Below are 11461 nucleotides of genomic sequence, written 5' to 3'. Positions count from 1 at the left end.
AGGCTCGGCAGTGGCAAGGCGGTACGGCTTTACGCTCCCCTCTCCCATTTATGGGAGAGGGGCCGGGGGAGAGGGCTGAAAATACCGCGAAGACACCATTTCCCCCTCTCCCTAACCCTCTCCCCAAAGGGACGAAGGGGCTGGTCGCGGCAGCCGACACTCAAGTGAGCAACATGTCGTCAGACGCGACGCAGATCCAGGGTCATCGGCAGTTCATTATTGTCTATCGGCTGCTGGGCCGGCCGCTTGCCTGGGCTGTGGCCCAAGCGGAAGAAGCGCGCCAGGCGCCGGCTCTCGGCCTCGTAGGCGTTGACCGGCAGGCTGTCGTAGTTGCGACCGCCTGGATGGGCGACATGGTACTGGCAACCGCCCAGCGAGCGCTGCATCCAGGTGTCGATGAGGTCGAACACCAGTGGCGCATGCACACCGATGGTCGGTTGCAGGCAGCTGGCCGGCTGCCAGGCCCGGAAGCGCACGCCGCCGACGAACTCGCCGACCTTGCCGGTCGGCCGCAGCGGTACCGGCACGCCGTTGCAGGTCAGCACGTAGCGATCCGGCGCCATGCCGTTCACCTTCACCTGCATGCGCTCCAGCGACGAGTCGACGTAACGCACCGTGCCGCCGACGGCGCCCTCCTCGCCCAGCACGTGCCAGGGCTCCAGGGCCTGGCGCAGTTCCAGATCGATGCCCTTGACGGCGAAGTCGCCGGCCTTGGGGAAGCGGAACTCCAGGTGCGGGGCGAACCACTCGCTGCGCAGGCGATAGCCGAAGCTGCACAGCTCCTGCAGCACGTCGGCGAAATCCTGCTCGACGAAATGCGGCAGCAAGAAGCGGTCATGCAGCTCAGTGCCCCAGCGCACCAGCTTGGCCGGGCGGTAGGGCTCCTGCCAGAAACGCGCGATCAATGCGCGCAGCAGCAGTTGCTGGGCCAGGCTCATCTGCGCGTGCGGTGGCATCTCGAAGGCACGCAGTTCGAGCAGGCCGAGGCGACCGCTGGCCGAGTCCGGCGAGTACAGCTTGTCGATGCAGAACTCCGCGCGGTGGGTGTTGCCGGTGACATCCACTAGCAGGTTGCGCAGCAGGCGGTCGACCAACCATGGCGGGCAGTCGCGGCCCGGCTCGGGCATCTGCGCGAAGGCGATCTCCAGCTCGTACAGCGCGTCGTTACGCGCCTCGTCCACCCTCGGAGCTTGAGACGTCGGACCGATAAACAAGCCACTGAACAGGTAGGACAGCGACGGGTGGTTGTGCCAGTAGCTGATCAGACTGCGCAGCAGGTCGGGGCGACGCAGGAAAGGCGAGTCGCCCGGTGTCGCACCGCCGAGGACGAAATGGTTGCCGCCGCCGGTGCCGGTGTGACGCCCGTCGATCATGAACTTCTCGCTGGATAGACGCGACTGGCGCGCCGCCTCGTAGAGGAACTCGCAGCGCTCGACCAGCTCGTCCCAGCTGGCAGCCGGGTGAATGTTCACCTCGATCACGCCGGGGTCGGGGGTGACGCGGAAGTACTGCAGGCGCGGGTCTAGCGGAGGTTCATAGCCCTCCATCAGCACCGGGCAACCCAGCTCGGCGGCGACGGACTCGATGGCCGCGACCAGCTCCAGATAGTCCTCCAAGTGCGCCAGCGGCGGCATGAACAGGTACAGCCGGCCCTCGCGCGGCTCGGCGCACAGTGCAGTACGCACGATACCGGCCGCCGACTGCCCGCTGGCCGGGCGCGCACTCTGCACGTTGGCACTGGCGCCGCGCCAGACCCCACGCAACTGCCGCTGGATCTGCGCCGGGCTGGGCAAAGGCGGCAGCGTCTGGCTGGGATCGACCGGGTTGATATAGGGGTAGTCGGCCTGGCTGACCCAGGGCAGCGAATCCAGCGGCAGGCGGTAGCCCAATGGCGAGTCGCCCGGCAGCAGCCGGCAATGCTCGTCGCGCAGGAACCAGCGCCCACTCTGCCAGCCTTCACCGACCACCTGGCGCGCCAGCGGCAGCACGTGACCGACGACGTTATCCAGCCCCTGATCGAACACCTTGCGCAGGCGCTCGCGCTCCAGCGGGTCGCTCAGGCGCGGATCATCGGGGGTGACGTTGTCCGGCAGCTTACGCTCGCGCCACAGGTAATAGAACCAGTCCTCATAAGCGGGGAAGACATTGCCGGCATCGACATCCAAACGCGCCGCAAGAGCCGCGAGGAAGCGCTCGGCGGTCTCGGCGGTGGCGCCGTAACCGCGCGTCTCGTCGGCCAGCAGTTTCGGGTCATGCCACAACGGCTCACCGTCACGGCGCCAGAAGCAATTGAGCGACCAGCGCGGCAACTGCTCGCCCGGGTACCACTTGCCCTGGCCGAAGTGCACCAGCGCGTTGGGCGCATAGTGATCGCGCAAGCGGTAGAACAGATCAGCGGCCAGACGGCGCTTGTTCGGGCCGAGGGCAGCAGTGTTCCATTCGTCGTCATCGGGGTAATCGAGGGCGACGAAGGTCGGCTCGCCGCCCATGGTCAGGCGTACATCATGTTTCTGCAGATCCTCGTCGATCTGCCGGCCCAGCGTCTGGATCGCCCGCCACTGCGCCTCGCTGTACGGCTTGGTGACGCGTGGCGCCTCCCATACGCGCTCGACGCTCATCAGGTGCTCGAACGCCACCTCGCACTCGTCCAGCCCGCCAGTGATCGGCGCCGCCGAGGACGGCTCCGGGCTGCAGGCCAGAGGGATATGACCTTCACCGGCGAACAGGCCCGAGGTGGGATCGAGGCCGATCCAGCCGGCGCCGGGCAGGTACACCTCGCACCAGGCATGCAGGTCGGTGAAGTCCTGCTCGGTGCCGCTCGGGCCGTCGAGGGATTTGACGTCGGCGGTGAGCTGGATCAGGTAGCCGGACACGAAACGCGCCGCCAGCCCCAGGTGGCGCAGCAACTGCACCAGCAGCCAGGCCGAATCACGGCAGGAGCCGGACGCCAACTCCAGCGACTGCTCGGGCGTCTGCACGCCGGGCTCCATGCGGATCAGGTAGCGAATGTCGGTAGACAGGCGCTGGTTCAGCTCCACCAGGAAATCGATGCTGGGTACCGGTTCGCGAGAAATGCTGGCCAGGTACTTGGCGAACAACGGCGTGGCCGGCAGCTTGATCAGATAGGGCGCCAGCTCACGCTGCTCGCCCTCGGTGTAGGCGAAGGGAATGCGCTCGGCGTAGGGCTCGAGGAAGAAGTCGAAGGGGTTGAACACCGCCATCTCGGCGACCAGATCCACCTCAACCTTGAACTCGCGGGTCTTCTCCGGGAACACCAGGCGTGCCAGGTAATTGCCCTGCGGATCCTGCTGCCAGTTGATGAAATGCTGGCCCGGCTCGACCTTCAAGGCGTAGGAGAGGATGCGCGTGCGACTGTGCGGCGCCGGGCGCAGACGCACGACCTGTGGCCCAAGGTTGACCGCACGGTCGTAACGGTACTGGGTGACATGATGCAGCGCGACATGAATCGACACGGCGGCCTCCTGCTAGCCTGGACGATAAGCTGTGCCGCGCAAGACTTATGCCAGAGCCCGGAACACGCAACCTCTAGGCCGGCTACATGCCTTGCGCACCAGAAGCAGGCCACATGCGCACCAAAGCCGACATCATGCACCATAGCAATGCATCATTACGGCCAATTTGCCATGATCAAGTTCTGCCGTAGACTGCGCTGACCTAATGCAAGGACGTATGCCATGCCGCGAAACACCCCCATCCTCCTGCTCTTCGGCCTGGTGTCCTGCACGTTCAGCTCTTCCCCGCTGGCCGACGACTTGTTGCTCGAACCACCGGCGCCCACCGCCACGCAATCCGCCGCACGCCAGGTTCGCGGCGTCCTGCGCGCTCGCAATCAGGCCGTGTTGTCCAGCGAGTTGCCCGGACGCATCATCGAAATGCCCTTCAGCGATGGCCAGGACTTCAACAAAGGCGACGTTCTGGTGCGCTTCGACTGCAGTGCCTATCAGGCGCAACTCAATGCAGCGCAGGCCGCCACCCGTGCTACCCGCGAAGAGCTGAACCACAAGAAACAGCTGGCTGCTCTCAACTCGGTTGGCCGCTTCGAAGTAGCTTTGGCCGAGGCCCGGCAGGCCCAGGCCCAGGCGGAAACCCAGGTATACCAGGTGCAGGTGAAACGCTGCAGCGTCAGCGCACCCTTCAATGGCCGTGTGGTTCTGCGCCGCGCCCAACCGCACGAAAGCGTGGCCAGCGGCACTCCGCTGCTGGATGTCGTAGATAACGGCACACTGGAGATCTACCTGCTGGTGCCGTCCAACTGGCTTAGCCGCCTGCAGGCGGGCCAGACCTTCGATTTCACTCCCGATGAAACCGGCAAACCACTCAAGGCCACGGTTAAACGCCTGGGCGCGCGTATCGACGAGGGCAGCCAGACCCTGCTGCTGATCGGCAGCCTGCCGGACGAGACCAAGGGGCTGCTCGCCGGCATGAGCGGTACTGCGCAACTTCAGGTGACTGAATGAATGCACCACTGCCCGGAACAGCCGAGCGAGTCTTCGCCCTGTTTCTCGGACTTGAGCAGCAAGCCCGCAAGGTTGGTAATACCGAGCAATTGGCCTTCGCCATGGTCAATGATGGCCAGGCACTGTTCGGCTTCCGCCACGCTGCCCTATTGATCGCCGGCAAAGTGCAGGCTCTGACCGGCATCAGCGTGGTGGAAGCGCATGCGCCATTCGTCGCCTTCGTCGAGCGCGCCACCGCGACCTTGCTCAAGCAAGAACGTTTGGACGAGGGTCATAACGTCGACCCCACGCATCTGGACGAACAGGCTCGCGCCGATATGAACGACCTGTCCGCGGCACATGCCTACTGGCTTCCCCTGAAGAATCGCAACGGTGAAACCTTTGGTGGTCTATGGCTGGCTCGTGACCTGCCGTTCAACGAGGCCGAGCAATCACTGCTCAGACAACTGGCTGACACCTATGCTCACGCCTGGCTGGCACTGCAGCCGCGCAAACCCTGGCGCATGCGCTGGCCGCGGCGCAAGTTACTGGCGATTGCCGGCGCACTCTCGCTGCTACTGCTGATCCCGGTGCGCCAGTCGGTGCTGGCGCCTGCCGAAGTCGTTCCGCTGGGCGGTCGGGTGGTGGCCGCGCCGCTCGATGGGGTGATCGCCGAGTTCTTGGTAAAACCCAACCAGAGCGTCGCTGCTGGCGACCTGCTGGTGCGTTTCGACGCCACCAGTCTCAAGGCGCAATCCGATGTAGCCGAGCGCGCTCTGGGCGTTGCCGAGGCCGAACTCAAGGCCAACAGCCAACGCGCCTTCGCCGATGCCGAATCCAGCGCCCGTCTCGACCTGCTGGCCGCGCGCGTTGAGCAGAAGCGCGCCGAACGCGACTATGCCAGGCAATTGCTGGCGCGCAGCGAAGTGCGCGCCGAGCGTGCCGGTATCGCCGTGTTCGCCGATGCCGAACGCCTGACTGGCAAGCCGGTGCAAACCGGTGAGCGGCTGATGCAGATCGCCGATCCCAGCCAGGCCGAACTGCGCATCGAACTGCCCGTAGGCGACGCCATTGCCCTGGAGCCTGGCGCCGAAGTGGCGCTGTTTCTCGACAGCGATCCACTCAATCGTCATGAGGCCCAGCTGGAACGCTCCGCCTACGAAGCACAGACCACCGCAGCCGGACAATTGGCCTACCGCCTGGATGCGCGCTTCGTCGATACCCCACCACGTGTAGGGCTGCGTGGCACCGCCAAGCTGTTCGGTGATCGTGCGCCGCTGGCCTATTACCTGCTGCGCCGGCCCCTGGCCGCGGCCCGCCAGAGCCTGGGTTTCTGATGCTGCCTGCCCTGCGCCCCGATCTGCAGCTTTCACCGGCGGCGCCTGGCCTCGACGGCGCCCCGCAATGGACGCTGGCCGACCCGCTACGCGGTCGTTACTTCAAACTCGGTACCGCCGCCGTGCGCCTGCTGCGCCACTGGACACTGGGCGAGCCGCAGCGCGTATTGGCGGCCGCCAATGCCGAGCCTGGCCTGCCCTTGGGTCAGGCCGAACTCGAGGACATGCTGCGCTTTCTCAGCAGCCATGACCTGATCGCTGCCCTGGACGAAAACCAGCGTGCCAGCTACGCGATGAAAGCCGCAGCCCAGCGCCAAAGCCCGTGGAAGCGGGTACTGCATCAATACCTGTTCTTCCGCATTCCGCTGTGGCGGCCTGACCCCTTCCTCAATCGCGCCTGGCCCGTGCTCGAACGCCACGGCCCCTGGCTGCTGCGCTGGGGCCTGCCACTGGTCTTTGTACTGGGCTTGTTCCTGGTGATGCGCGATTGGCAGCGCTTCCTCGCCACCTTCCCCCATCTGTTCAGCCTCGGAGGCGCATTGGCCTTCGGTATCGCGCTGACCTTAGCCAAGCTCTGCCACGAATTCGGCCATGCCTTCATGGCCAAGCGCGCCGGCTGCCGGGTACAGAGCATGGGCCTGGCCTTCATGGTGTTGCTGCCGATGTTCTACACCGATGTCAGCGATGCCTGGCGTGTGCGCGACCGGCGTTCGCGACTGCTGATCGGTGCAGGCGGTGTGTTCGCCGAACTGCTGCTGGCGGTGCTGGCGCTGCTGGCCTGGTCACTGCTGCCGGACGGCCCCTTGCGCACCTCGGCCTTCATGCTGGCCAGCGCCACCTGGATCACCACACTGGTGATCAACCTCAACCCCTTCATGCGCTTCGATGGTTATTTTCTGATCAGTGACCTGTGGGGTGTCGATAACCTGCAGAGCCGCGCCTTCGCCCTATGCCGCTGGCGCCTGCGCGAAGCCCTGTTCGGCTATGGCGAACCGGCACCGGAACCCTGGACACCCAGCATGACCCGGCGTCTGCTGATCTGGGGCTACGGTTCCTGGATATGGCGCGCAATCCTGTTCCTCGGCATCGCCTTGGCGGTCTATCACCTGTTCTTCAAGGTGCTCGGCATCTTCCTGATGGTGGTTGAACTGCTGTGGTTCATTGGCCTGCCCATCTGGCGCGAGCTGGGCGAATGGTGGCAACGCCGTGAACAGGCCGACTCACGCAAGGTGCTGATCACCGGCCTGAGCCTTGGCGCGCTGCTGCTGGTGCTGATCGTGCCCTGGCGCAGCTCGGTGGAAATCCCTGCGCTGCTCGAAGCCTCACGCACCAGCGCCCTGCATGCGCCGGTGGCCGCGCGCTTGAAAGCCGTACATGTGCAAGACGGGCAGAACGTGGCGGCCGGTGACCTGCTGCTGGAACTGGATTCGCCCGACCTGGATTCGCGCCAGGCCATCGTCCGGCGCGAGACCGAAATTCTTCAGCTGCAGCTGCGCCGCCAGTCCGCACGCAGCGAAACGGCGGCCGATGCGGGCATCCTCGAGCAACGCCTGGCCGAAGCCGTAGCCGAGTACCGCGGCCTGGCCGCCCAGCGCGAACGCCTGCAGCTACGCGCACCGCAGTCCGGCGTGGTACGCGACCTGCAACGCGATCTGAGCGTGGATCGCTGGCTGCACCCGGCCGAGCCACTCGCGCGCATCGTCGAGCCGGGGCTACGCCTGCGCGGCTATCTGGCCGAAGAAAATCTCTGGCGGATCGAAACGGGCAGCGAAGGACGCTTCATCACTGACGACCCGGCACGCCCGGCGGTGAAAGTGCGCCTGGACGAAGTGGACGCCACCGGCGTCGCCTATCTGGAACTGGAAGCGCTCAGTTCGGATCACGGCGGCCCCATCGCCGTGCGCCGTGACGCACAACGCCGCGCGGAACCGGTGCAGGCGCAATACGGCGTACGCCTGACCCTGATGGATGGCGATATCCACCCCGATCATCCCCTGCGCGGCATGGTGATACTGGACGGAGAGCGACAGTCGCTACTCGGCGCTGCCTGGCGGCGGATCGCAGCGCTTGGTGTGCGCGAAAGTGGTTTTTAACACAAGGATGCAACATGAGCCTGGACGCCTTACCACGATGCTCCCGATTGCCACTGGCGCCTCAATTACCCGCACTGCTAGAGGCTCTCGAGCGGGTTCCTGACGACGCCTGGCAGCATCACTTCAATACGGGTTACTACCAAGGTGAGTGGAGCGGCGTCGCACTGATCACTCCGGAAGATGCCCTCCTGCCACTTGCCCCTGGGCAAGGTGCACCAGTGCCTGCCGACTGGTGGCAGGAGGAACAGGCCTGGCACAAGGTGCTCGCACTGTTCCAGACCACGATCCGCAGCGCGCGACTCCTGCGCCTGGGTGCGGGCGCTCGCATTCACGAACACTGCGACCCCGACCTCGGTCAGCCCGGCGGCGACCTGCGCCTACATATTCCACTGCTCAGCCCTGCAGACGTGCAGTTTCTCGTAGACGGCCTGCAAGTGCCCATGAAGGTGGGCGAATGCTGGTTCATCGACCTGTCCAGGCCGCACAGGGTGGATAACCTGGGGCCCGGCGCGCGCGTGCATCTGGTACTGGATTGCCAGGCCAACGCCTGGTTGCTGCAACAGGTAGCAGCCGGGCTGCCGGATACACCTGCACTGCGACCAGGGAGAGCGGAGCTGGCCTTTGCCGCCTTCCGTGCGCATGTGGCGCAGGACACAGCCCTCGCCGCACGCCTACGCGCCCTGGGCGATGCGCGAGAGTTCCAGGCCGAGGCCGTGCGCCTTGCTGCGGCATTGGGGCTGACCTTTTCCGAAGCCGACGTGAAGGCTGCCATGCGCCTTGGCAGACAAGCGTGGAGCGACCAATGGCGAGCGTGAATACCGAACAAGACTTCAGTGGCTGGCTGCCGATCCGCGCCTGGTTGCAGAACGGTGAATGGCGACTGGACTGGTGCTGGTTCGGCGAACAACGACTGGCCCGGCCCTTCTTTCGTGACGACGTCGACCAGGCGTTGCGCCTGCCATTCAATCAGGCCTTCCGCCGGGAGACCGGCCTCCAGGCGCTGCTGGACTGGCAGGCAGAAAGCCCTGGCCTGCCACCTACAGCGCTGATCTTCCACGCCTCGCGCTGTGGTTCGACACTGATGGCGCAGATGCTAGCGACACTGGATGACAACATCGTGCTCTCCGAACCAGCGCCGCTGGACAATCTGCTGCGCGCGCACCGTCTGACTCCTGAGGCGGCGCCTCAGCAACCCGCCTGGCTCTCGGCGCTGCTTTCCGCCTACGGGCAACGACGGCAAGGCAACGAGCAACGGTTGTTCATCAAGCTCGATGCCTGGAACGTGTTCGAAGCTCCCTTGCTGCTGGCGCTTTATCCCGAAGTACCGCGTGTTTTCCTCTACCGCGCCCCACTGGAGATCGTCGTTTCCCAACTGCGCCAACCGGGGATGCACCGCGTGCCAGGGTTGCTGGGCCCATCTGCACTGGATTTACCTGCAGAAGAAGCGCTGCGCATGACTCCCGCCGAGTACACCAGCCGCACGGTCGGCGCCATCCTCCGGCAAGGGCTGGCGCTTTGCCAACGGCATGGCGCGGTAGCGGTGAACTATCAGGAGCTGCCCGATGCCTGCTGGGGTCGGCTGGCATCGGTGTTCGCCGTGCACGACACACATCTGCCTCGGCTGCGCGAAACTGCCGGCTTCGACGCCAAGCAGCCGTCGCAGTCATTCAGTGCCGACAGCCATAGCAAGCGCGAGGCAGCCGATGAGAGCCTCCGCGAAACCGTGGAATGCTGGACGGGCGATGCCTACAGGGCGCTTGAAGAATGGCGCACGGCAGAGAGTAAAAAAGAAAGTTCCAGCAGAAGTTAAATAATGCGTCTACCGTCTATCCGGATAGTAGCGACTGATCACGAACCTCAGCTAATCTCCAACCTGCAAGTCGCATAGTAGCAAAACAACACGAACCGGTTCCGGCACTCGCCGCGGTAGCACGGAAGCAAAGGACACCCACACCATGCGTTCCCCCGAGTCGCATCTTCGGCCTGCCGAGGAAGCCGATCTGAGCTTCCTGCACAGGCTTTATGCGAGTACCCGCGCTCAGGAAATGGCGCTCAGCGGCTGGGATCAACCGGCCATCGATGCCTTTCTCGCACAGCAGTTCGATGCCCAGCACCATTATTACCAGGAGCATTATCAGGGCTCGGACTTCTCCCTGATCTGCCACGGTGAGCAGGCTATCGGCCGTCTCTATATCTTTCGCGGCCCGACCACGATCAATCTCATCGATATTTCGCTGCTCCCCGAATGGCGTGGCCAGGGAATCGGCACCCGTTATCTGGCCGCACTGGTCGATGAAGCGGATGCTGCAGAAAAATCGATGCGCCTGTTCGTTGAGCCCACTAACCCGGCCAAACGCCTGTACGAGCGCTTTGCCTTCAGGATCAGCGGCTCCAACCATATCTACCTGCAGATGCACCGCGAAGCCGTGCCCGCTCTGGCGGTGCCAGCATGAGCCAGGTGCCCAGCCTCGAAGACTTCGAGCGCCACCTCCAGCAACCCTGGCAACTACGCTGGGACGAAGGTGAAGGGGTAACCATTACCCTGGTAGAGGCTTATGAAGGCGTGGCGATGACCGCACGCTACCATTGCTACAGTGCAATTTTCGCGCAGCCCGAGGGGCTCCAGTTACCCCAGCACTGTTATCGACTGCGCAGCCCGGAAGGCGATGAGTGGGAGGTGATGCTCACTCCCGTAGGGCCGGATGAAGAAGGCGACCGGCATCTGTTGCAGGCGCTGTTCCATGTCAAGCGGCCGAAAGCGGCCGAGGCTCCGCTCTAGAACAACACACAACAAGTGCCGCGTGCGCGGCTGCATCAAGGAGAGATAAGCAATGAGCGATCCATTCATGGGCGAGATCCGTATGGTGGGCTTCAACTTCGCCCCCAGGGGCTGGGCGACCTGCCAGGGACAGATCATGGCCATCGCGCAGAACTCGGCACTGTTCGCGTTACTGGGCACCATTTACGGCGGCAATGGCCAGACCACCTTCGGACTGCCGAACTTCTCCGGGCGTAGCCCGGTGGGACAAGGCACCGGGCCTGGCCTGGCACCGGTCACAATCGGAGAAGTCGCAGGCGTAGAGAACGTCACGCTGAATATCACCCAGATGCCGATCCACCAGCCCGTCGCTCAATTCACCGGTCAGCCCAGCGCCGTGAGCCTGACGGGTTCCAGCGTCGACGTTGCGACCGGTACGCCAGGTGCCATGGTGGTACCCACTGCCGGAGCCACGGTGTACCTGTCGAATACCACTGCCAAGTCCGGCCCAAGTAACGTGGCCATCAGCGGCCTGTTCACCTCAACCGCCCCGGATGCCACCAAAGCCAACCTTGGCGGCGTCCACGGGCAAGGCTCGGTCACCCCCCAGGGAACCGTGACCGTCTCGCCTGTCGGTGGCAGCCAGCCGTTCGGCATCCGCAATCCCTATCTGGGCACCAACTTCATCATTGCGCTGGAAGGTATCTTCCCGTCGCGTAACTGAGTGATCGAGCCGACTCGTGCATTCGGGTCGGTAGGCAACTATGAGGGGAAGGCCGATGGAGCCATCCTCTTCTTGTAAGTGGTAGGAGGTGC

General features: G+C 64.5%; 9 protein-coding genes. 8 read left to right on the top strand and 1 reads right to left on the bottom strand.

Translation table 11 applies throughout. The annotated features are described in order from the left end of the window. Positions 1-179 precede the first annotated feature (179 nt). A complete protein-coding gene (locus tag EL191_RS03780) occupies positions 180-3473 on the bottom strand; it encodes a transglutaminase family protein (protein WP_041976604.1) in 3294 nt (1097 codons plus the stop codon). Between the two features lie 222 nt (positions 3474-3695). Here EL191_RS03780 and EL191_RS03775 point away from each other — a divergent pair, with 222 nt between their 5' ends. The 8 genes from EL191_RS03775 (at position 3696) to EL191_RS03740 (ending at position 11369) form a co-directional block, all read left to right on the top strand. Then, positions 3696-4478, top strand: coding sequence for an efflux RND transporter periplasmic adaptor subunit (locus tag EL191_RS03775; RefSeq protein ID WP_126403454.1), 783 nt, complete (start codon positions 3696-3698; stop codon positions 4476-4478). Further along, positions 4475-5794, top strand: a complete 1320-nt coding sequence (locus EL191_RS03770) for an efflux RND transporter periplasmic adaptor subunit (RefSeq protein WP_041976600.1) — start codon at positions 4475-4477, stop codon at positions 5792-5794. The genes EL191_RS03775 and EL191_RS03770 overlap by 4 nt, the downstream gene beginning before the upstream one ends. After that, positions 5791-7887 (top strand): HlyD family efflux transporter periplasmic adaptor subunit, encoded by a 2097-nt coding sequence (locus tag EL191_RS03765; protein WP_174447344.1) that lies wholly within the window; start codon positions 5791-5793, stop codon positions 7885-7887. Before EL191_RS03770 ends, EL191_RS03765 begins: the two co-directional genes overlap by 4 nt. A gap of 14 nt (positions 7888-7901) precedes the next feature. After that, positions 7902-8702: an aspartyl/asparaginyl beta-hydroxylase domain-containing protein gene (locus EL191_RS03760; protein WP_041976596.1), complete on the top strand. Its 801-nt coding sequence runs from the start codon at positions 7902-7904 to the stop codon at positions 8700-8702. Further along, a complete protein-coding gene (locus tag EL191_RS03755; protein ID WP_041976594.1) occupies positions 8690-9697 on the top strand; it encodes a sulfotransferase family protein in 1008 nt (335 codons plus the stop codon). The genes EL191_RS03760 and EL191_RS03755 overlap by 13 nt, the downstream gene beginning before the upstream one ends. Positions 9698-9842: 145 nt before the next feature. After that, positions 9843-10340: a GNAT family N-acetyltransferase gene (locus tag EL191_RS03750; RefSeq protein WP_041976592.1), complete on the top strand. Its 498-nt coding sequence runs from the start codon at positions 9843-9845 to the stop codon at positions 10338-10340. Continuing rightward, positions 10337-10666, top strand: coding sequence for a DUF6916 family protein (locus EL191_RS03745; protein WP_041976590.1), 330 nt, complete (start codon positions 10337-10339; stop codon positions 10664-10666). Before EL191_RS03750 ends, EL191_RS03745 begins: the two co-directional genes overlap by 4 nt. 52 nt (positions 10667-10718) lie before the next feature. Continuing rightward, a complete protein-coding gene (locus EL191_RS03740) occupies positions 10719-11369 on the top strand; it encodes a phage tail protein (protein WP_017360639.1) in 651 nt (216 codons plus the stop codon). Positions 11370-11461 lie beyond the last annotated feature (92 nt).

Origin of the sequence: Pseudomonas mendocina (assembly GCF_900636545.1) — a bacterium.
GTDB lineage: Bacteria > Pseudomonadota > Gammaproteobacteria > Pseudomonadales > Pseudomonadaceae > Aquipseudomonas > Aquipseudomonas mendocina.
Note: the sequence above shows the minus strand (reverse complement) of the source record. Positions and strands in the feature narration are given on the sequence as shown.

What these genes read in the sequence shown, in the direction of transcription:
- EL191_RS03775 (WP_126403454.1), top strand. Translation starts at nt 3,696, where the DNA reads ATGCCGCGAAACACCCCCATCCTCCTGCTCTTCGGCCTGGTGTCCTGC.
- EL191_RS03770 (WP_041976600.1), top strand. Translation starts at nt 4,475, where the DNA reads ATGAATGCACCACTGCCCGGAACAGCCGAGCGAGTCTTCGCCCTGTTT.
- EL191_RS03760 (WP_041976596.1), top strand. Translation starts at nt 7,902, where the DNA reads ATGAGCCTGGACGCCTTACCACGATGCTCCCGATTGCCACTGGCGCCT.
- EL191_RS03755 (WP_041976594.1), top strand. Translation starts at nt 8,690, where the DNA reads ATGGCGAGCGTGAATACCGAACAAGACTTCAGTGGCTGGCTGCCGATC.
- EL191_RS03750 (WP_041976592.1), top strand. Translation starts at nt 9,843, where the DNA reads ATGCGTTCCCCCGAGTCGCATCTTCGGCCTGCCGAGGAAGCCGATCTG.
- EL191_RS03745 (WP_041976590.1), top strand. Translation starts at nt 10,337, where the DNA reads ATGAGCCAGGTGCCCAGCCTCGAAGACTTCGAGCGCCACCTCCAGCAA.
- EL191_RS03740 (WP_017360639.1), top strand. Translation starts at nt 10,719, where the DNA reads ATGAGCGATCCATTCATGGGCGAGATCCGTATGGTGGGCTTCAACTTC.